This window comes from Microbulbifer sp. ABE4_465 (assembly GCF_056160765.1).
The window spans coordinates 389,654-411,098 of sequence record NZ_JBSWXV010000002.1 but is presented as its reverse complement, the minus strand read 5'-3'; the positions used below and the strand labels follow the sequence as shown (position 1 = coordinate 411,098).

The following is a 21,445-nucleotide window of genomic DNA, read 5'->3' as shown; positions in this document are numbered from 1 at the left end:
CCCTACTCCGGAGCCACCAATGGAAATTTCCGCGCTCTATCACTTCCCGGTCAAATCTCTGCAGGGCCATAAGACCAAATCCCTTTCGCTGGACACCTATGGTGCGGTGAACGACCGCCGCTGGATGCTGGTAGATACCGACAATCAGTTCGTCACCCAGCGCCGCACCCGTGCCATGGCTCAACTCAAAGCGGCGGTGACCGCGACGGGCTTACAACTGGAAAGTGCCAGCGGTGAGCGGTTCGAGGTAAATCAGCCTGGCGCTGATTCCGAGCTGAGAAGCGTGCGTGTGTGGGGTGATGATGTGACAGCCCGGGATGCGGGCGATGATGTAGCGCAATGGCTGAGCGACCAGCTGCAGTCACCGGTACGACTGGTGGCCCAGGGGGCGGAGTTCCAGCGCCCGCTGGAGGCGCCCCGACAGGATCGCCAGGTCAGCTTCGCGGACGCGGCGCCTTTACTGGTTATCAGTCAGGCCTCCCTGGACGATCTCAACAGCCGCCTGACTGAGCCCGTATCCATGCTGCGCTTCCGCCCGAACCTGGTGGTCAGTGGCTGTGAACCTTTTGCAGAAGACGACTGGAAAACCCTGATTGTCCACACCCAAGACGGGCCCGTGACCTTCGACTGTACCCATCCCTGCGCCCGCTGCGCCATTCCCGGGCTCCACCCGTTTACCGGTCGCGCTCAGAAAGAGCCGCTGAAAACCCTGGCCAGCTACCGGCGCTGGGAAGATGGACAGATTTACTTCGGTATGAACCTGGCCCCGGCCACTGCCGACCAGCCCACGGCAACCATACAATTGGGAGACCCCGTAGAAATCCGCTAGCCTGTTTCAATCCGTTTGCCAGACAGGGAGAAACCCTATGAGTATCACCCGCGACTGTGCACAATTGCTGGAAGCAGGCAGTCGCTACCACGTGCACTACGGCGATCGCCTCGCCAACCACCTGCCCATGGTACTCATCGCCCTCGACAAACTGAGGGCTCCCCCTGATTGCCTGCGGCACGCGTTCGATCGCAGCACACCGCATCTGCAACCGCGCCCGGCGAGTCCAGTGGAACAGATCAGCGATCCCGTACAGGGACGCAACCGCGAAGATCGCTCCCCCAGCGTGCTGAATTATTACGAACGCCAGCTCAAACAGCTTGGTATCGCCAAATGTCTGCAACAGGAGCTGCCACCACTGCTGCCGTCCATGGCCACGGCCGCATTTCACGGGCTGATCCGTACCGCTTATGGCATCGACGCCCGCCACCTCGAAGAAGTGGCCATGGGCCTCACTTACTGGAACCTCGACTATCACGAATTTGCCAGCAGCGATCAGCGAATTCCCGCTTCACCAGCCGAAATCCTTGCCGCGGTGGCCAGTAAATACCCCGCCATTCCCCTAGCACCGGGAAATATTGCCGATCATATGCAGTCCGTTACCGGCCAACCGGGCTGGATGGATACCCCTATTCAGCCGCAATCGATTGGGCTGGAGGATATTGCGGATGTCGCCATACACGCCTATCTCGGCACCGGCGACTTTACCCTGCTCCACGGTGTAACCGGCTGTCACGCACTGCGTCTGATCCTGCCCTACTGCGACGATCGCGAAGCGGCACTGCGCTATTTCTGGCAAGGGCTGGTGATCGCGTATTTGAGTACCGGACCGAAAAATATTCTGCCCATTGAGAAGAGTGAACTGCGCTCCATTTCACAACGACAGGCGGAGATTGTAGAAAAGGCGCTGCACAGTGACGACGATCATGTGATCAAGCTGGCGTACAGTGCCCTGGAAGAATTCCATTACTATGGCAATTCCGCGTACCTCCGCGCGCTTTAAAATTCACGACATGTAGCCTCCCAAATAAAAACCCGCTTAACTTCCTGCCAACAAAAGGAATTTTTTATGGCATTGACTCCATCCACGATGATCCCGCTAGGCACCAACATTCCCGCCTTCACCCTCCCCGACGCGGAAGGCAAAACCATCAGCAGCACCGACTACGCCGGCAAACCGCTACTGGTCATGTTTATCTGCAACCACTGCCCCTTCGTAAAACACATCGCCGACGCCCTCACCGCCTTCGCCAACCAGACCATGCCCAAAGGCCTCGGTATCGTCGCCATCAACAGCAACGACTTCGCCAGCTACCCCGAAGACAGCCCGGCAAAAATGCGCGAGGAAATTGCACTGCGGGGATATCCGTTTGCCTATCTAGTGGATGAAGATCAGTCCGTCGCCAAGGCCTTTGACGCGGCCTGCACACCGGACTTTTTTCTGTTTGATCAGGAAGGAAAGCTGGCTTATCGCGGCCAGTTTGATGGCAGTCGACCAGGGAATGATGAGCCTGTGGACGGAAAGGATTTACTGGAGGCTGTGGATAAGATTCTGACTGGCGAGAAACCGAGCGAAGATCAGACGCCGTCTATCGGCTGCAATATCAAGTGGAAATAACGTGCTTACGAAGTAAATAGGTGAGCTGAAGTCAAAGTGCTGGGTATCTGTTTTCGAAAGCGTCGGCGACATGGACGTCGCCGACGCAGCGTACAGGGATGTATCCACAGCGGTTTCGAAAACAGATACCCAGTGCTTTGGCGCCACGAGATGACAACAAAGCACCTTGACTGTGAGATGCTACCTACGAAGCACTCTTCAAAAAAGCCAACATCCAGCGCGCCACCGCGCTCGCATGGATATCGTTGTGCAGGGACTCTTTGCCCTTCTCCACCATATCCACCCCGAACACCTCCTGACGCAACTCCATCAGGCCCTTCGAATACGGTTTGGTAAACTCCGGGTGCGCCTGCATCGTAAGCATGTGCTCACCCACCTGCAGCATCGCATAAGGACAGAAATCACTGGACGCAATCACCTTTGTCTTCGGCGGCAATGCCACCACCTGATCCTGATGACTCACCAGCAGACTGAACTGATCCTGCGGCTCCACCATCCAGCCCGGCGTCTCCTGCACCTCATAACTGTGCACACCCACACCCCAGCCCTTCTCCGACTTGCGCGCCTCACCACCCAGTGCCTGTGCAATCAACTGGTGACCAAAACAGATCCCCAGGGTCGGCTTCTTCCGGCGGTGCAGCTCCTGCACAAACGCCATCAACGGCGCAATCCACGGCTGATCATCGTAAACACCGGTTTTGCTGCCCGTCATCAGATAGGCATCCACCTCATCAATATCTTGCGGATACTGCCCGTGCTGCACCTCGTAGGTCACAAACTCCAGAGACAGATCCTCCCGCTGCAGCAGCGCCGCAAACATCTCCGGGTATTCACCAAACTCATCCACCAACTGTGGCCGCACATCATCCGTCTTCAGAACACCAATTTTCATCTCTTCACCTACACTACACCGGAAGTCCGAATTTGTGATCACATTATTGCGCCAGGACACGCCTCTAACAACCCTGCACACACCCGGAGATCGAACCTTTGACAGGCTGGCACCGGATAAGACGCGAAAAGGTTACGTAAACCAACGCCCGACTAGACTCAAAGTGTTGCGCGGATCCGATGTTTTGTAACGCCATGTAGTTCAAGGAGCGACCTCATGAAAACTCTCAGCCTCGCCGCCGCCCTTATAGTGGCCTCTCTGGGCGCCAATTACTGCCTGGCGGATTATGAACAGGGGGACGTTGTTGTCCGCATCGGCTGGGGCCTTGTGGATCCGGATGACGACTCCGACCTGCTGCGCATCGACAATAGCATCTACCTGGAGGATACCCGTGTCTATGTAGACGATGGAGACAGCGCAACCTTTACCGCCAGCTGGCTGTTCGCCGACCACTTCGCTCTGGGGCTGCTGGCTGCCCTGCCATTTAAGCACGACCTCGCGGTGGCTGGCCTGCCGGATCCAAACGGTGGCCTGCTGGGCAAAGTCGATCTCGGCAGCATCGAGCACCTTCCCCCCACCCTCACCGTACAGTGGTTCCCAGTGTGCAAGGAATCCTGGGTGCAGCCCTATGTGGGTATCGGTGTGAATTTCACCACCTTTATGGACGAGGACATCAGCAACGTCGCCCAGGAATACTTTGAGGACGTGCTCGACGCCAGCAGTAACGCCACACTGAGACTGGATGACTCCTGGGGCCTGGCCGGCGAGCTGGGGATCGACATTATGTTCGGCCGCGACAGCAACTGGCTGTTTAACGCGGCCGTCTGGTATCTGGACATCGATACCAAGGCGAAAATCGACTTCCGCACCAACCAGGGCTACAACACCCGCATCACCACCGATGTGGATATCGACCCCTGGGTGTATTCCGTCGGTCTCGGTTACAAATTCTGACCATACCGTTACGCGGGCACCGCCGGTGCCCGCCCCCGCCCCTGCCCTATCGCCCTGCCCCGTTCTGCCCAGCCCTGCGCAAACCCTGACAAACATTGCATTCTGCGCCAATTAACTGGCAGCATGTCCTTTATTAAACCGATAATTGGGCGGAACATTGCCCGAAAATTGCATAGCCAGAGAATAAAAACCGGTATCGCTGCGCCAAAAGGCATCGCTGTCATTTTTCATGTATGATTGCGCGCCATTTGATCATTTTTTAGCCGGCAGGCGAGCCACAGGAGAAATAATGACGACATCCACTTCCTCGAGTGACATCCAGCCTGCCGGGCCTGGTAAGAAAACCGCATTTACCCGCTTCCTCGATACGGTCGAGTGGCTGGGCAATCTGCTCCCTCACCCCATTACCCTGTTCGCCATGTTCGCCCTGGGCGTGGTGGTGTTGAGTGGCATCGCCTCATTCTTCGATCTCTCGGTGATCGATCCGCGCCCGGAAGGCGCCGCCGGCCGCTCCGCAGACGGGGTCATCCATGTGGTGAACCTGCTCTCCGGTGAGGGGCTCAGGACTATCGTAACCACACTGGTCACCAACTTTACCGGTTTCGCCCCCTTGGGCACGGTACTGGTGGCCCTGCTGGGTGTGGGCATTGCGGAACACTCCGGCCTGCTGTCTGCCGCCGTGCGCGGCATGGTGCTGAAGGCCTCCAAGCGCACCGTCACCGTGATCGTGGTGTTCGCCGGTATCATCTCCAATACCGCGTCTGAGCTGGGCTATGTGGTATTGATCCCGCTGGCGGCAATGATCTTCCACTCCCTCGGCCGCCACCCGCTGGCCGGTCTGGCCGCGGCCTTCGCCGGTGTCTCCGGTGGCTACAGTGCCAACCTGTTGCTGGGCACCGTGGACCCGCTGCTGTCCGGTATCACCGAATCCGCCGCGCATATGATCGACCCCAACTATGTGGTTGGCCCGGAAGTGAACTGGTACTTCATGATCATCAGTACCTTCCTGATCACCGCCCTGGGTAGCTGGGTGACCATGGCGATCGTCGAGCCCAAACTGGGCAAGTACGACAACAGCGAAGCCTCCGTGGACCTGTCCCAGGACAAGATGACCCAGCTCACCGCCGAGGAAAAGCGCGGCCTGAAGTTCGCCGGCCTCGCGGTACTGGGCGTGTGTGGTTTGCTGGCACTCACCATCGTGCCCGAGTGGGGCGTACTGCGTAACCAGGAGACTGGCGCCGTGGCCGGCTCCCCGTTCCTGAAGGGCATTGTGGCGCTGATCGTGGTGTTCTTTGCGATCCCGGGCTTTGTCTACGGCAAGACCGTGGGCACTATGAAGAACGACCGCGACGTGATCGACGCCATGTCCAAGAGCATGGGCACCATGGGCATGTACATCGTGCTGGTGTTCTTCGCCGCGCAGTTCGTGGCCTTCTTCAAGATGACCAACCTGGGTACCATCTTTGCGGTGCTGGGTGCCGAGGCCCTGCAGAGCATTGGCCTCACCGGCCCGATTCTGTTCCTGTTCTTTATCATGATGTGTGGCGTGGTAAACCTGAGCCTGGGCAGCGCGTCGGCCCAGTGGGCGGTGACCGCGCCGATCTTTGTGCCGATGCTGATGCTGCTGGGCTATGCGCCGGAAGTGATCCAGGCGGCCTACCGGATCGGCGATTCCGTGACCAATATCATCACGCCAATGATGAGCTATTTCGGTCTGATCGTGTCTTTCGCCACCCGCTACAAGAAAGACCTGGGCATGGGTACGCTGATCTCCACCATGATCCCCTACTCCATCTTCTTCTTTATCGGCTGGACCGCCCTGTTCTTCCTGTGGGTGTTTATTGCCGGCATGCCGGTGGGACCGGGCGCGGCGACTTACTTCAATATGTAAATCCCAACCTCCTCCTGACTTCCCGAAACCGCGCCTCCGAGCGCGGTTTTTTTTACCCGGCGCAATCGTCTCAGCCGCTTCCGGCGATCAGGATTGATTCTTGCAGCAGCGCATGGTTACCTCACTATTGGCTATGCATCGCAACACAGGAAATCCTTGTGAATAATAATTCGATCAAAAAGACACTCATCGCACTCGCGATATCCCTCACCCCAGCCTTCGCCCTCGTGCCCATGGCACACGCCGCCGAACTGGACAAACAGCTGAAGCAGACCGAAGACAAGGTCATCGAGTGGCGCCGCCACCTGCACCAGAACCCGGAGCTCGGCAACCGCGAATTTGAAACCGCCAAATACATCACCGAGCACCTGAAAGCCCTCGGTATGGAAGTGGAAACCGGCATCGCCCACACCGGTGTGGTCGCTCTGCTCAAGGGTGGCAAGCCCGGCCCCACCGTGGCGCTGCGCGCGGATATGGATGCACTGCCCGTTACCGAGCAGGTGGACATTCCCTTCGCCTCCAAGGCCAGAACCGAATACAACGGTGAGGAAGTGGGCGTGATGCACGCCTGTGGCCACGACACACACGTCGCCATGCTGATGGGCGCCGCCCAGGTACTGGCAGATATGCGCGATGAGCTGGCCGGCAATGTGCTGTTTATCTTCCAGCCCGCAGAAGAAGGCGCGCCGGATGGCGAGGAAGGCGGTGCGGAACTGATGCTGAAGGAAGGCCTGTTCAAAAAATACAAGCCGGACGTGGCGTTTGGCCAGCACGTGACCTCCAGCCTGCCGGTGGGTGTGATCGGCTACCGCTCCGGCCCGCTGATGGCGAGCTCCGATGAATTTCGTATCAACGTAAAAGGCCGCCAGACCCACGGCTCCCGCCCCTGGGGCGGTGTAGACCCGATCACCGCCGCGGCGCAGATCGTAATGGGCACCCAGACCCTGGTGAGCCGGCAGATCGATATCACCAAGGAACCGGCGGTGGTGTCCTACGGCGTAATCGACGGCGGTGTACGCAACAACATCATCCCCGACAGCGTCTACCTGAATGGCACCATCCGCAATTTCGATATGGACAACCGCCAGGAGATTTTCAAACGCCTCAAGGTGACCGCGGAGAAAATTGCCGAAAGCAGCGGAGCCGAAGCGGAAGTGGAAATTCTCGAGGGCTACCCGGTCACCGTGAACAATCCCGAACTGACCCAGGCCGCCATCCCGGCGCTGAAAGCGGCAGCCGGCGATGACAAAGTCATGGTGATCCCGAAAATTACCGGCGCCGAGGACTTTTCCTTTTTCGCCAATGAAGTACCGGGCTTTTACTACTTCCTCGGCGTCACCCCGAAGGGCACCGACCCGGCCACCGCCGCCAGCAACCACTCACCGCGCTTTTATGTGGATGAAAGTGCGCTGGCCATCGGTACCAGGGCGATTACCCAGCTGGCACTGGATTATTTCGAGCGTCAAAAAAACTGATGGGCAGACTGCGCTGCCCACAGCCCGGCGGCACGCCGACGTGTTTTCTTTACCGTAGATGAAGCCTGCCGATGGATACCGAAGCCATACGCCTGTTTGTGCGAGCCGCAGAAATGCTGAATATCAGTGCCGCTGGCCGCGAGCTGGGGATGGCACCGGCGGTGGCCAGCGCCAAACTGGCCAAGCTGGAAAAGTCCCTTGGCGCAGATCTGCTGCACCGCTCCACACGCAAGGTGGCCCTCTCTCTCGAGGGCGCCGAATTCCTGCCCTTTGCCCGAGAACTCCTCGCCCAGGAAGACGCGGCGTTTGCCGCCCTCGGCAAAGGTAACCTCGAAGCCACCGGCACCCTGCGCTTCACCGCCCCAAGCACCTTTGCGCAGCTATATATAGCGCCGATCCTGCCGGCGTTTATGCAGCGCCACCCCAAGGTCCATCTGGACCTGCGACTCACGGATACGGAATTCGACCTGATCGAAGGCAGCTTCGATCTGGCACTGCGCTATGCGGCACTGCCGGACAGCAGCCTGAAAGCGCGCAAACTGGCCGATGATGTTGTGGTGCTGTGTGCGTCCCCCGCGTACCTCGAGCAACACGGTGCCCCGCCAACCCCGGAAGCGCTCGGTCAGCATCAGCTGATCGCCTTTCGCGGTCTCGGTACTACCCCTCTGGTCGCCGCCGATGGCCGCCGCGGCGAGTTCGACCCGCGCACGGCCGGCTCCCGACTCACCATCGACGACGGCGCCAGCCAGCGGCTTGCCACCATCGCCGGTGCCGGTATCTCCCTGAACGCCCTGTGGAGCGTCAAAGCGGATCTGGATTCGGGTGCCCTGATCCGGGTGCTCCCCGACTATCAAGCCGATACCCGGGCCGCACTGTGGCTTGTCTACCCACAATCCAACGCCCTGACCGCCAAGGTGCGGGTGTTTATCGACTTTCTGCTTGAGCACATCGGACAACGCCCCACCTGGCTGCAATAGCCGTTTATATAGAAAAGCTAAAAAGTGAACTCCGATATGCACCGTTTTTATTGAAACGGGAAACGCCTATCTTAGTGGTATTCCATCAGAACGGTCCCTATACCACTTGCCGCGGGCACTGAAGACCACGGACCCCGGCAGCGACAGGAGCACACCATGAAAGCCATGATCCTCAACGAATACGGCGCCGATGCCCGCTTCCAGGCCACCGACTTGCCGCGCCCGGACGTACAACCCGGTCACCTGCTGGTGCGCGTCACCGCCTCCAGCGTCAATACCGTCGATACCATGATCCGCCAAATGGGTAAGGAGCTCCCTCTGGCACCGGATCTTCCCGCCGTGCTCGGCATGGACTTCGCCGGCACCGTGGAATCCGTCGGCGAAGGCGTGAATGACTTCCAGCCTGGCGATGAAGTCTACGGCTGCGCCGGTGGGCTGGCAGACCTGCAAGGCAGCCTCGCGGAATTTATGCTGGCGGACGCCCGCCTGGTCGCGCACAAACCCAAAACCCTCTCCATGCGTGAAGCGGCCGCGCTCCCCCTGGTTGGCATCACCGCATTTGAGGGACTGAAACGGGCTGGTACCCAGGCAGGAAAACGCGTACTGGTCCACGGCGGTGCCGGTGGTGTCGGCCACGTCGCAGTCCAGCTGGCGCGCCACTTCGGTGCCGATACATACGCCACCGGCCACGGCGAGCAATTGGAGATTATCCAAGGGTACGGAGCCACCGCCATCGACTTCAAAAAAGAGAAGGTCGCTGACTATGTGGAAAAACACACCGGCGGGACCGGCTTCGATATCGTGTTTGACTCGGTGGGTGGCGCGAACCTGGGCAACTCGTTCGAGGCTGCCGCACTCAACGGCCAAATCGCCACCACCGTCGCGCTGCTCGACCTGGACCTCAGCCCGGCCCATTTCAAAGGATTGTCACTGCATGTGGTATTTATGCTGATCCCCATGCTGCACAACGTGCAGCGGGAAACCCACGGTGCCATTCTGAAGGAACTGGCAAAAATTATTGATGCCGGCGCACTGACACCCCTGGTGGACGACACCTACTTTGGTCTCGAAGATATCGGCCGCGCCCAGGATCACCTCACGACTGGCAAAGCCATCGGCAAGGTTGTTGTAGAAAATTAATTGTTCCCTTACGCCAAGGCAGGGGCACAGCGCTCTTCCCAAAGGAAGGCGCTGGTCCTCACCGGGAGATAAATCCACATGAGAAAAATCACACTAACGGCAATAGCTCTGGCTACAAGTCTGTTTGCACTACCCACCATCGCCGGCGATCACACCGTCATTGCCACCGACAATATTGAGTGGGGCCTGCTCAACCCGCTCAGAGGGGATGCCAGCCCCAAAGCCGCCGACCTGTGGGGAGACCGGACCAAAGATATGGCAACCGGGATGCTGGTGAAATTCGACAAGGGGTTCTCTTCCCCACCCCACATTCACAACATCACTTACCGCGGTGTGGTGATTGAAGGGCGTATGCACAATGATGACCCGGGCGCGGAAAACATGTGGCTCTCCACCGGCTCATTCTGGACACAGCCCGCAGGGGAAACCCACATTACCGCAGCCAATGGAGAGCGCAACCTGATCTATCTGGAGATCGACAGCGGTCCCTATCTCGTGCTGCCCCCGGAGAAAGCGTTTGATAGCGGCGAGCGCCCGATCAATATCGATGAGCGCAACCTCGTCTGGCTGGATGCGAAAGACGTGACCTGGCTCGATAAGGGGAACGCGCAAGTGGCGTATCTCTGGGGTAAACCCAGTGCGGCCAATGGCAGCTTTGTCCGATTACCTGCCGGATTCAACGGCACCATCGAGAACCCGAACGGGTTGAAAGCGGTAGTGGTCAGCGGTGAGGCCAGCTACCGATGGAACAGAGACAAAACCCGGACATCGCTATCGCCAAGCAGCTTTTTCAGCGCCTCCACAGCGGGTAAGCATCGCATCGAAACTCAGGAAGGCGCGGTACTCTACATCAACTCCAATGGCAGCTACCGAATCGAGTAGCTACTGAGAATTCTGCCAGCACCGGCTGAGACGAGCGGCAAAGCACCCTGACTACGAAAATGGAGGCCTTATGAAAGCGAACAAGAAAACCATTCTGATCACCGGTGCCACCGATGGACTGGGTCTGGCCACGGCACAGGCACTGCATGCACAAGGGCACGAGGTTCTATTGCACGGACGCAGCGCAGCCAAGCTCGCCACAGCGCAAGAAACGGTTTTCGGGAAGGCCCCGGGTGCGGCAGAAAAAAATACCGCAGCTGGTAACCTCGCCGATTTTTCCGTGCTGGAAGAAGTACAAACGCTTGCTCAGGCGGTCACCAGAGATCACCCGGTCATTGATGTTCTGATCAATAATGCCGGTGTGTTTCAGGTTCCGGAAACGCGTACAGCAGACAACCTGGATATCCGGTTTGCGGTAAATACCGTTGCGCCCTTTTTGCTGACGCAATTGCTGATGCCAAACCTGGCCGCAGATGCGCGCGTGGTCAACCTGTCATCTGCCGCACAGTCGCCGGTCGATCTCCAGGCACTGGAAGGGCAGCGCCCTATCGCCGACGCCTTTAACGCCTACGCCCAGAGCAAGCTGGCACTGACCATGTGGACCGCAGACCAGGCTCGACGGAACGGGGATCAGGGCCCATTGATTGTCGCGGTGAATCCAGGTTCTCTGCTCGCCACCAAAATGGTGAAAGAGGGATTCGGGCAGGCGGGTAATGATATTCAGATAGGGACAGACATCCTTGTCCGTGCAGCCCTCTCCAGCGAGTTCGAGGGGGCCTCAGGGAAATATTTCGACAACGACAAAGGCGCCTTTTCCGCACCTCATACAGATGCATTGAATGCGGAAAAATGCCAGGCCGTCGTCGCCAGTATCGAATCGGTTTTACAGCGCGCCGGCGCCAGTTGTTGAACACCAACTGGCGCAAGCGAAAATCGCGGTGTTACGCGGATTCCGTGCGACGCTGAGGGCGACGACGGCGGTTGCCACTGTTATTACTATTGTTGTTGCCGTTGTCAGACGCTGACCGGCTGCGGTTACCGCCGTTGCCATTGCGACGATTCCCGTCACCGCGATTTCCATCACTACGGCTTCCATCACTACGTCGGCCTTCGCCGCGACCGGCACCACCGGAGCGACTACCAGAAGCGGCGCCGCGGCCGCCGTTGCCGCTGCGGTTACCGCTTTTATTGCCACCGCCACTTCTCGCTGCCGGCTTGGCACCACCGCGACGCACCTGATTGCCTTTTCCCGCTTTGCCACCGGAGGCCGGCAGCTGGTGATCCGGCTCAAAGCCTTCAATTTCTTCCCGCTCGATCGGCTTCTGGATCAGCTTCTCGATATCCCACAGCTGCTTGGCTTCATCCGCTGAAACCAGAGACACCGCCTGGCCGGAAGCACCGGCACGGCCGGTACGGCCAATGCGGTGCACGTAATCTTCCGGCACGTTCGGCAAATCGAAGTTCACTACCTGGGGCAGCTGGTCGATATCAATACCGCGCGCGGCGATATCAGTGGCCACCAGAATCTGCACCTTGCCGGCTTTAAAGTCGGCCAGGGCCTTGGTGCGCGCATTCTGGCTTTTGTTGCCGTGAATCGCTGCCGCCGGAATTCGGCTCTGTTCCAACTGTTTGGCCAGACGGTTGGCACCGTGCTTGGTGCGGCTGAACACCAGCGCCTGATGCCAGCCATTTTCCTTGATCAGATGACACAGCAGAGACGCCTTGCGGGACTTATCCACCGGGTGCAGCTTCTGGACCACCGTCTTGGTGGTGCTGTTGCGCGGCGCCACGTCGATTTCTACCGGGTCATTCACCAGGCCCTTGGCCAGGCTGCGGATTTCCGGGGAGAAGGTCGCAGAGAACAGCAGGTTCTGGCGCTTCGTCGGCAGTACCTTCAGGATTTTTTTGATGTCGTGGATAAAGCCCATGTCCAGCATGCGGTCGGCTTCGTCCAGCACGAGGGTTTCCAACTGGTCGAACTTGATCGCGCGCTGGTTGTACAGGTCCAGCAGACGGCCGGGGGTGGCCACAAGAATGTCTGCACCACCGCGCAGGCGCATCATCTGCGGGTTGATCTTCACACCGCCAAACACCACCGAGTGACGCATGGGCAGGTACTGGCTGTAGCTCTGTACGTTGTCGAACACCTGCGCCGCCAGTTCGCGGGTAGGGGTCAGCACCAGGGCGCGCACCTGGTTGTTGCGCGCGCGCTCACCGGCGCTCAGTTTGTGCAGCAGCGGCAGGGTAAAACCGGCAGTCTTGCCGGTACCGGTCTGGGCCGCCGCCATCACGTCACCACCGCGCATTACCACAGGGATGGCCTGCTCCTGAATCGGGGTGGGTTTGGTATAGCCCTGCTCCGCAACGGCGCGGGCAATTTCCGGCACAAGGCCGAGGTCTTCAAAAAGCATAGGTTTTCTTACTTGAGTGCAGCCTGCGGAACAATCACGCCGGCTCGCGTTGCGCCCGAGCCGTGGTGCTCCGGGCAAAAATTGGAATGCTCAACCCGCCGATCCCTTGTTTCAAGTCCAGTCAGACTTCAGATTCAGGGCCGATGTTCCACGGGGTGAGATTGGTTGCCGCCAAAGGCGTTGGCCGAATGTTCTCAATCGGCCGGGTGCGGCATTCAGTAGAAAGGGTTCAGACACACTGTTGAGAACAGCGTTCCGGAATTGAGTCGAAAATTAATTCGACCTACAGATGACGCAACTGGCGGTAGCGCCAGCCGCGGCACTATAACACAGCGCGGTAGACTGCCCAGTTTTAATTGCAATTTCGCACCGTGAACACTTTATGCAGGATTATTCACGCTCCTGACCGTGGAACCTTTCGAGACCAAAAGGCCCACCGTAGTATTTCTCCACCACAAAACGGGGAGGGCTAATTTATGTCTTACACGACCCACACGCTACGCGACGGCCGCGAAGTCAGCATCCGCCCGGTCAGGGCCAGCGACGGTGAACTGGAACGGGAGCTGATTGAGAGTCTGTCAGCAGACTCCAGCCGCATGCGATTTCTCGGCGGGATCGGCCAGGTCAGTCAGCAACTGATGCGCGTACTCACCGACAATGACGCGCAGCACGAAGCCTTTATCGCACTGTTTGAGGATGAATCCGGGACCCTGCACGCCACGGGTGTCGCCAACTTCGCCTGTGATCCGGATGGCCGCACCTGCGAGTGCGCCGTCGTGGTTGCCGATGACTGGCAAAACGTCGGCCTGGGTAAACTGTTGCTAGGCGAGCTGGTCGACGCCGCCAAAGCAGATGGCCTGGACGAAATCTACTCCATCGAATCCGCAGGCAATAGCGCCATCGACCACGTCGCGCGGGAACTGGGATTTGCCTGCAAGGCCGACCCGCAAGATTACACCACCTTGCGTTACTCTCTCAGCCTGCACTAGCTCAGTCTGCACTAACTCAGCCTGCACTAAACCTGCTCTGAGCTTGGCCTGCACTCACCCTCGCCAGCGCCGCTTGTCGGGCGCTGGTGACAGCGTGGCCATACCCGCGAAGCCGCAAAGGCCACGACCGTCATGTCCTTAGAAAACTTGCCAACGGATGGAAGCTCCGGCACTTTGGGCTATACACATAAGAGCTAATAATAAATCCGGAGGTTCCCATGGAATCCAGCCCTCTCATTTCGATCGGTCTCCCGCTGTCCCTGTTCATCATCATGATCGGTATCGGTATGACCCTCACCGCCCGGGACTTTCACCAGGTCACCGTGAAACCCGCCGGCCTGATTATCGGCACTATCACCCAAATCGTGGTCATGCCCCTCGCCGCCTTCGCGCTTGCATGGGCACTACAGCTGCCTCCGGCAATGGCGGTTGGACTGGTAATCATCGCCGCGTGTCCCGGTGGTACCACATCAAACCTGTTTACCCTGTTGGCCAAGGGCAATGTGGCACTGTCTATTGTTTTGACCGTATCTGCCAGCCTGATCACGATCATGAGCCTGCCGCTGTTCGCAAACTACGCCCTGCAAGCTTTCTCCGGCACACAACAAACTATTTCTCTGCCATTCGGGAAGACGGTATTGATGTTGTCTGCGATCGTTTTACTACCGGTGGCCATAGGCATGGGCGTGAAGGCGCTGCGCCCGGCCCTGGCTGCACGCGCGGAAGGGCTGGTCAGCGTGTTTGGCGGGCTGGTCCTTGCAGTTCTGATCGCCGGTATTATCTACGGCATGCGCGACCGTGTTGTCGACCTGCTGATCCAGGCCGGCCCCGCAACCGTCGCCCTGAATATTCTGGGTATCGCTATTGGCCTGCTCTGCACCCGTGCTGCCGGGCTGGGAAGCCGCGAACGCCTTGCGGTTGCCACCGAGCTGGGTATCAAAAACGGCACACTCGGATTGATGGTGACACTCACCCTGCTGCAATCCAATGAGATGTCGGTACCCTCGGCCATATACGGCGTCATCATGTTCCCGATCGGATTCCTGCTTGCCGCATACGGCCGCCGGCTCGCCAGGGCTTCAGTGACCTCCGCAAGCGCCGAAGAGCCCTCCCGTACTGCCGAAGCTGGCTAAACGACAGCCCGCCTGGCATTCACTCGAAATGCCCCGTAGAGTGGCCTCACCACAACATGTGAGGCCACCCATGCTCCTCAAACGCTCACCTAGCGCCCTTCGCTCTGCCCTCGTCACTCTGCTATTCCTACTCGCAGGCTACACAGCCTCGGCATCGGCCGAATCAACTCCGCAGCAGGTAACGAGCCCACTGCTCGAATACCGGGATATCCCGTGGGCAAAGGCCGGCGGCAAGACCCTCACCACTGACATTTTTGTGCCTGACACCGGCCGCCAACGGTATCCGGTTGTGATCATCTATCACGGCGGCGGCTGGCTGATTAACGACAACAGCATCATGGAATCCACTGCCAGATACCTCGCACGCAATGGCGAGTTTGTGGTCGCCAACATGAACTACCGACTGCTCGGTGACAATAACAACACCACAACCATGGGCGAAATTATTGAGGACGCGCTCGGCGGATTTCTGTGGGTAGAAGCGCATATTTCCAAGTATGGCGGTGATCCGGGCCGTATTGCCGTTACCGGCGATAGCGCCGGTGGCCACTTGAGCGCCATGGTCGTGCTCGCTGCGACTAATCTGAGCAGTAAACCTTTCGGCCCGGGTAACCTCTCATTCCGGCCTACCTATATCCCCGCCGGAAAAACACCGGAACAGATCGCAAACCGGGAACAGAGCCCGATAAAAGCGGCGGTACTGAGCTACGGTGTGTTTGATCTTGAAAAGCGGGTCCGCGAAGGTCTGGAGTCTCCGGGTAACGGCTTCTGGCAAATGGGCGGCGCCAAAGCGCGTAGCATTTTCGGGAACGATATCAGCGTCGCCACACATCCGGAGCTCTACCAGGCCGTATCGCCAATTCACCTGATACCCAATGTACAGGACCGAAAGCTACCCGCAATATTTGCTCACGTCGGCAGCAGGGATACAGCGACACCGCCAGCAGCCGTTAAGAAGTTTGCAGATCATCTGGAAACGGCGGGGCAATCAGTAGTATTCAAAGAGTACGCAGACAAAAATCATGCTTTTCTCGATAATGGCTGCAACGAATATCTAGGCAACTGTTTTGATGATGATGCACCGGACACTCTGGACGACATGATCCAGTTTCTGCAAACGCATCTGAAATAACATCAAGGTTCATATGGCACATTGGGCTCCATCAACTACTGACGAGCCCTTGTCGAGCCTGATCTTACCCAGATAAGTGGACACCCTAACGATGCGTATTTTCGCAAAAATTAGAACGTAGCGACGCGATTTATCAAATTTCAGCTTTTCCTAGAGCCATCGCTTGGCTTCGGAAATTACCGTTTCCAGCCTCTTCTGAAGCGCCCTATTCCGCAGAGCGCAAAGGTATAGCGTTTCGCTGACCGGGCTAGAAAGTTGATGAGCTTTAATCTGCTCAGGCCGTTGGAAGGCTTCAACCGCATGTGCCGGAAGAATGGTAAAACCCAGCCCCATACTTACCGGTTCCAAAATCAGGCCAATCTGGTTTGAGAATCCCGTTCTTGGAAACAGGTTACTGTGCTGAAATTCAGGGTAATTGGCACCGAGAAGCAGGTTAGCGTGATGACTCCCGTCAGGGTGGTCGATAAAGCCAAGTGCCATCAACGTGTCCCACTCCGGCTCTTTGACTGAAGCAGGTGTTACCAACAGCAGCGACTCTTGCGCGACCGGCGTGCAAACCACATCGGCCAGGGTGGGTTTCGACGTCATGAATCCAATATCAACGGTAGATTCAGCGATTGCATTTTCCACATCGGCATTGGGTGCAAACCGATAATCAATAACAAGCTTCGGATGCTCGCTCTGCAACTCCAGCAAATGTGGATACAACTTAAGCCCGACACTTCCCGGCGACATCACCCTCACAACTCCTTCGTAGGGCGGATCGTCTCGAATGTTCTGCTCCAGATTCGACAACGCGAGGAGAATACCCTGCGCGTCGGCATAAAGTCTTTCACCGGTATCCGAGAGTGAGAACTGCTTGCCCTGCCGTACAAGCAGCTCAGTGCCGAGCTGCTCCTCCAACTTTCGGACGTGCTGACTAACCCCGGACTGCGTCATATGGAGCCGCTCTGCGGTACGCGTGAAATGACCAACTTCAACCAGTGTGCAAAAGCTGCGTAACCAAGTGGTATTTATCATTACATTATGAAATCTAAATGATCACAAATCATAATTTTACGTAATAATAAGTATTATGTAACCTTTTCTTACTCACCAGAGGAGGACAGCAATGAGCAACGTTTATCCAAGAAATTTTTCACATATTGGCATATCCGTGCCGGACCTTGAGCGCGCCGTTAAATTCTATACAGAGGTCATGGGTTGGTATCTGATTATGGAGCCAACCGAGATCGAAGAGGACGACAGCGCCATCGGAGAGATGTGCACCGATGTATTCGGCGCGGGCTGGGGGAGCTTCCGTATCGCTCACCTATCGACAGGAGATCGAATCGGAGTGGAACTTTTTCAGTTCAAAAACCAGACCAACCCGAAAGACAATTTCGAGTACTGGAAAACCGGGGTTTTTCACTTCTGCGTACAAGACCCGAACGTCGAAGAACTTGCACAGCGCATCGTGGCTGCTGGTGGTAAAAAGCGCATGGAGAAGCCGCGCTACTATTACCCCGGCGAGAAGCCGTACCGCATGATTTATATGGAAGATCCGTTTGGGAACATCGTAGAAATTTATAGTCATAGCTACGAATTGATCTACAGCGCGGGAGCCTACTGACGGTTCACCAGCAAGAATACGATAAAGGCTTAGCGAGGCTAAAGGCTCCCTGAGCGCCCAGCGCAGGCGCAGCTAGCGTGGAGCATATTTTGTGTTAATGTTTGAGCGCCAGCGAGTAACACAAAAGGTGCGTAGCGTTGGTTGTCGCTCTGCCGCTGTTTGTTATGCTTGACTACACCACTGACTTACACTAAAACCGCTACATGTAATTTTTAGTGCCCGATCAAATTGAATTATATTTATTCAGCGTCATTGATCAGTGTAAATCAAAGTAGAAAACCTTTAGGCTTTGCACAATGAAGCACTTCGTGCAAACAAGTCATACATTCGGTAACAATAGGATTTCCATTCTTATCTTCTACATATAAGCCGACCCCATTATCTTCATGGCTCATCATTCCGGTGCATGAATTCGGATCGTCCAGATGATAGCAGATATTGTACGCCAAACTTTCTTGCTCCAACATAACGAGTTGCGAAATTTCTTCAGGAGATATTCCCTTGCTAATGAATTTTTCAACTATCGGAATTACAGGGTTTATTGTTCTACTTGGGTTTCTATTGGCCCACGCTTTTTCATTTTCTATACGATCTTTTGAATAAGATGAATTATTAGGGTTTTCGATGTATTGCCAAATTGACCATAAAAATAAAAATTCAATTACATCTCCACGACGATACTCGGAACTACTCGCCCATTGAGTTGGCGATTCGACATCAAGAGTCTCAATTAGCTCCTTAAACTCTTCCATAGACTTAGGAAATTTTAGATTCATATTTCGTAACTCCCTTTGAACCGAGACGCATAACGCCCAGCGCAGGCGCAGCTAGCGCGGAGCGCCTTTTGTGTTAATGTTTGAGCGACAGCGAGTAACACAAAAGGTGCGTAGCGTTGGCTGTCGCTCTGCCGCTGTTTGTTAGGTTTTTACTCACCGGAGTTACGCCACAACGGTAACCTTGCACCGAGTGAAAAACCACCACCTATAATAATGCAGGCGAAAATCATATATGAAAAATTACTTCTAAAACAGGCAAATGGGTTAGCATGGCACCAATTATTGTAAGGGAAATAATATACTTTCAGACCCCAGAGTATTGAAATTAGCAGACAAACGAGAGCGACTCCAAAAAACGAAGCGAGACGAAATTGGTTTAAGATTAAAATTGAAGGAACACCTATGATGCCCACGCCCAGGAGTATGAATGGAGTAAGCAAAACATATAAGTAGATAAAGTAACCTGGAATATGAATCAGCATCTCTTGAAATGTAAATATTCCCTGATCGATTTTTCCGAAGCCGATTTGGACAGCATTGATCAATGCATAGATAGCTGCCGCTAGGAGGGAGCCAAAAATACCAAGGATAACTCTGCGCCCACTAAATTTACTGAAGGACGTAGAAAATTCACGATCTTTTCTAGAAAAATAGTATGCAACGCAAAGGAATCCAGATATTACAAGTACCGGAATCCAAAAAAGTAAAACAAATCCATCTGTTGCCATTACGGAAACCTAACGCCCAGCGCAGGCGCAGCCAGCGAGTAACACAAAAGGTGCGTAGCGTTGGCTGTCGCTCTGCCGCTGATTGTTAGTGTGTTGGCGGGGACCATATGATTAATTTTGGTTTAGCACTCAAAATTGACTGACTTCCTGAATCAATACTTACAGTTACCGAAAATTTTTCGCCAGGCATTGCTGGAAGATAACTTATAAGAGCGCCTGCAGATTCGGCCGCAAAAAATGCATCAGGCAAATAGTCTCGATCTAGCTTTTCTACAACCCCATGGCCTTCTTTGACTATTCGATACGTAAATTTGACTTTCGATAAATTTTCCTCGCAAGCAGGAAACCTAGGACCGCCTTTCCCGTTGAACTGACAAAGCAATCTTTGTCTATTTTCTTTCGTAGTCTCGTACTCGATAGCTACAATATACCTGCCCTCTGTATCAGCCACAAAGTTGGCTGTGTACTTTCTACCGAACTCGTTAATTGCCAATGAAATAGGTACAAATTTCTCATTGATCGGCGAAGCACAGCAGGCCATTCCGAATGAAAATAATGATAAAAACAATACTCTAAGCATAATAGTTACCAGATTCCCTTCTAGACACTAACGCCGCGCTCAGGGGCGGCTTACTTTGTGCGCTTTGTTGCGCAGCATAGGAGCGAAGCGACCGCGCAACAAAGTGCACAAAGTAAGCCGTCCCAATGCAGCGCCTTGTTAACTGTGTTACTCGAAATGGTAGGCATTATGGGGACCTAACCTGCCCATGTATGAACCTACAAAATGACGATCCGATACGCTCAACAGCTTTGGAATAGGCAGCTCATCATCCTCTATGCGTTTTGCATGGCTCAGATATAGAGTGGTCATATAAAGGGCCGCAATAGAGTTTAGGCAATGCTTAAGGCTCGCTTTGCTAAAGTGCTCATGACGTCCGTGCTTAACCTTGTTGTGAGCGCTCCACCAAACTGGTGAAGAGTCGGCTTTCCAGTCAATCCATGGCGTTAAAGTTACACCATACCTAGGAATAGTAACCTGAAACTCAATAAAATCTTTGGTGTTAGCTGCTATCACTTCATAATATTCATTGATGCGATTTGGAGAGCTATCGGGACAAAACACTTCGCAGAGCTGCTTTAAGGTTACCTCTACCTCGGAGCAGCAAGACAAAAAAAGACGCGCAATTTCGATAGAGAATGTATCTTCGTTCGCTGATAAATCAACAAATCGTGCAAGCCTCTCTAAATCTGACTCTAAGGCTAAGAAGTAACTCCAATTTATTGATGTTTCGTTTCTTTGAATGCCCAAATGATCCCTCCATGAACAGTTAACGCCGCGAGCAGCGGCAGATTACTTTGCGCACTTTATGCGCGAAAATGGGAGCGAAGCGACCCGCGTATAAAGTGGGAAAAGTAAGCTGTCCGGTGGAGGCCCGCAGGGCCGGAACGAATTGCCTCGCTTTGTTAGAGTACTCACTGCGCTTGCTTAGGGGGCCAAATCTTAAGACCCAATACTACCAAACATGCTACAAATAGTCCCTGGACCGCAGCAATTACCGGGATTAATGGAATTGTATAAAGCGAGAGATCTGGCATATTCTTAGATGACAGGATAGCTAGCAGAAGTAACGGCAAAAACAGAACGGTTACGCCAACCGTCCAGCCCCTCCAAACTCTCCAAAATAAATTCATTTTAGTACCAACACTAATATTTAAATTATTTTCCATTCATTGCTTCGTATTACGCCGAAACTCTAACGCCGCGAGCAGCGGCAGCTTACTTTGTGCGCTTTATTGCGCAAAAATGGGAGCGAAGCGACCGCGCAATAAAGTGGACAAAGTAAGCTGTCCGGTGGAGGCCCGAAGGGCCGGAACGAACTGCCTCGCATTGTTAACGTGCACTGCCCTTTGGGCCGCTACGGATTAAATTTGCTACTTGAGACCTGCCGCCCACACCCATATAAAAAGGGTGAGAATTAGCTAAAAGTCTCTCTCTACTTTACAAC

21 protein-coding genes are annotated in these 21,445 nt (G+C 55.5%); 14 read left to right on the top strand and 7 right to left on the bottom strand.

The annotated features are described in order from the left end of the window. Window positions 1-19: 19 nt before the first annotated feature. From ACXAG1_RS05420 to ACXAG1_RS05410, 3 genes are all read left to right on the top strand, one after another. Window positions 20-829 carry an MOSC domain-containing protein gene (locus ACXAG1_RS05420; protein WP_475091845.1) on the top strand — a complete coding sequence of 270 codons (810 nt, stop codon included), beginning with the start codon at window positions 20-22 and terminating at the stop codon, window positions 827-829. 37 nt (window positions 830-866) lie between these two features. After that, a complete protein-coding gene (locus ACXAG1_RS05415) occupies window positions 867-1,832 on the top strand; it encodes a questin oxidase family protein (RefSeq protein WP_475119158.1) in 966 nt (321 codons plus the stop codon). Between the two features lie 66 nt (window positions 1,833-1,898). After that, window positions 1,899-2,447, top strand: coding sequence for a thioredoxin family protein (locus tag ACXAG1_RS05410; protein ID WP_475119157.1), 549 nt, complete (start codon window positions 1,899-1,901; stop codon window positions 2,445-2,447). Window positions 2,448-2,631: 184 nt separating this feature from the next. On the opposite strand, the gene ACXAG1_RS05405 is transcribed toward ACXAG1_RS05410, so the two are convergent. Continuing rightward, a complete protein-coding gene (locus ACXAG1_RS05405) occupies window positions 2,632-3,339 on the bottom strand; it encodes a glutamine amidotransferase-related protein (RefSeq protein WP_475091842.1) in 708 nt (235 codons plus the stop codon). Window positions 3,340-3,555: 216 nt separating this feature from the next. Here ACXAG1_RS05405 and ACXAG1_RS05400 point away from each other — a divergent pair, with 216 nt between their 5' ends. The 7 genes from ACXAG1_RS05400 to ACXAG1_RS05370 all read left to right on the top strand — a co-directional run bounded on the left by ACXAG1_RS05400 (window position 3,556) and on the right by ACXAG1_RS05370 (window position 11,568). Continuing rightward, complete coding sequence (locus tag ACXAG1_RS05400; RefSeq protein WP_475091841.1) at window positions 3,556-4,293, top strand: OmpW/AlkL family protein; 738 nt, start codon at window positions 3,556-3,558, stop codon at window positions 4,291-4,293. Window positions 4,294-4,582: 289 nt separating this feature from the next. Then, window positions 4,583-6,184, top strand: a complete 1,602-nt coding sequence (locus tag ACXAG1_RS05395) for an AbgT family transporter (RefSeq protein ID WP_475091840.1) — start codon at window positions 4,583-4,585, stop codon at window positions 6,182-6,184. A 158-nt stretch (window positions 6,185-6,342) separates the two neighbouring features. Then, window positions 6,343-7,659, top strand: coding sequence for a M20 family metallopeptidase (locus ACXAG1_RS05390; protein ID WP_475119156.1), 1,317 nt, complete (start codon window positions 6,343-6,345; stop codon window positions 7,657-7,659). 71 nt (window positions 7,660-7,730) lie between these two features. Then, complete coding sequence (locus ACXAG1_RS05385) at window positions 7,731-8,636, top strand: LysR family transcriptional regulator (protein WP_475091838.1); 906 nt, start codon at window positions 7,731-7,733, stop codon at window positions 8,634-8,636. Between the two features lie 156 nt (window positions 8,637-8,792). Further along, on the top strand, window positions 8,793-9,776 hold the full coding sequence (locus ACXAG1_RS05380; protein WP_475119155.1) for a zinc-dependent alcohol dehydrogenase family protein: 984 nt from the start codon (window positions 8,793-8,795) through the stop codon (window positions 9,774-9,776). A gap of 78 nt (window positions 9,777-9,854) precedes the next feature. Further along, entirely contained in the window at window positions 9,855-10,658 is an 804-nt protein-coding gene (locus ACXAG1_RS05375; protein ID WP_475091836.1) for a DUF4437 domain-containing protein, read from the top strand. A 70-nt stretch (window positions 10,659-10,728) separates the two neighbouring features. After that, window positions 10,729-11,568: an SDR family NAD(P)-dependent oxidoreductase gene (locus ACXAG1_RS05370; protein WP_475119154.1), complete on the top strand. Its 840-nt coding sequence runs from the start codon at window positions 10,729-10,731 to the stop codon at window positions 11,566-11,568. Window positions 11,569-11,599: 31 nt separating this feature from the next. On the opposite strand, the gene ACXAG1_RS05365 is transcribed toward ACXAG1_RS05370, so the two are convergent. Then, the gene (locus ACXAG1_RS05365) at window positions 11,600-13,069 is read right to left on the bottom strand and encodes a DEAD/DEAH box helicase (protein WP_475119153.1); all 1,470 of its coding nucleotides are present in this window, start codon (window positions 13,067-13,069) and stop codon (window positions 11,600-11,602) included. 476 nt (window positions 13,070-13,545) lie between these two features. Here ACXAG1_RS05365 and ACXAG1_RS05360 point away from each other — a divergent pair, with 476 nt between their 5' ends. From ACXAG1_RS05360 to ACXAG1_RS05350, 3 genes are all read left to right on the top strand, one after another. Continuing rightward, a complete protein-coding gene (locus tag ACXAG1_RS05360; protein ID WP_475119152.1) occupies window positions 13,546-14,058 on the top strand; it encodes a GNAT family N-acetyltransferase in 513 nt (170 codons plus the stop codon). A 218-nt stretch (window positions 14,059-14,276) separates the two neighbouring features. Further along, entirely contained in the window at window positions 14,277-15,191 is a 915-nt protein-coding gene (locus ACXAG1_RS05355; protein WP_475119151.1) for a bile acid:sodium symporter family protein, read from the top strand. A gap of 70 nt (window positions 15,192-15,261) precedes the next feature. Next, window positions 15,262-16,323, top strand: a complete 1,062-nt coding sequence (locus ACXAG1_RS05350) for an alpha/beta hydrolase (RefSeq protein WP_475119150.1) — start codon at window positions 15,262-15,264, stop codon at window positions 16,321-16,323. 150 nt (window positions 16,324-16,473) lie between these two features. Here ACXAG1_RS05350 and ACXAG1_RS05345 read toward each other — a convergent pair whose 3' ends face one another. Beyond that, on the bottom strand, window positions 16,474-17,343 hold the full coding sequence (locus ACXAG1_RS05345) for a LysR family transcriptional regulator (protein WP_475119149.1): 870 nt from the start codon (window positions 17,341-17,343) through the stop codon (window positions 16,474-16,476). A gap of 91 nt (window positions 17,344-17,434) precedes the next feature. On the opposite strand from ACXAG1_RS05345, the gene ACXAG1_RS05340 reads away from it, so the two are divergent. After that, a complete protein-coding gene (locus tag ACXAG1_RS05340) occupies window positions 17,435-17,935 on the top strand; it encodes a lactoylglutathione lyase family protein (RefSeq protein ID WP_475119148.1) in 501 nt (166 codons plus the stop codon). Between the two features lie 266 nt (window positions 17,936-18,201). On the opposite strand, the gene ACXAG1_RS05335 is transcribed toward ACXAG1_RS05340, so the two are convergent. The 4 genes from ACXAG1_RS05335 to ACXAG1_RS05320 all read right to left on the bottom strand — a co-directional run bounded on the left by ACXAG1_RS05335 (window position 18,202) and on the right by ACXAG1_RS05320 (window position 20,748). Next, entirely contained in the window at window positions 18,202-18,711 is a 510-nt protein-coding gene (locus tag ACXAG1_RS05335; RefSeq protein ID WP_475119147.1) for a hypothetical protein, read from the bottom strand. Between the two features lie 149 nt (window positions 18,712-18,860). After that, complete coding sequence (locus ACXAG1_RS05330; protein WP_475091443.1) at window positions 18,861-19,439, bottom strand: hypothetical protein; 579 nt, start codon at window positions 19,437-19,439, stop codon at window positions 18,861-18,863. An 85-nt stretch (window positions 19,440-19,524) separates the two neighbouring features. Then, window positions 19,525-20,019 (bottom strand): hypothetical protein, encoded by a 495-nt coding sequence (locus tag ACXAG1_RS05325; protein ID WP_475119146.1) that lies wholly within the window; start codon window positions 20,017-20,019, stop codon window positions 19,525-19,527. Window positions 20,020-20,166: 147 nt separating this feature from the next. Beyond that, window positions 20,167-20,748: a hypothetical protein gene (locus tag ACXAG1_RS05320; RefSeq protein ID WP_475119145.1), complete on the bottom strand. Its 582-nt coding sequence runs from the start codon at window positions 20,746-20,748 to the stop codon at window positions 20,167-20,169. Window positions 20,749-21,445 lie beyond the last annotated feature (697 nt).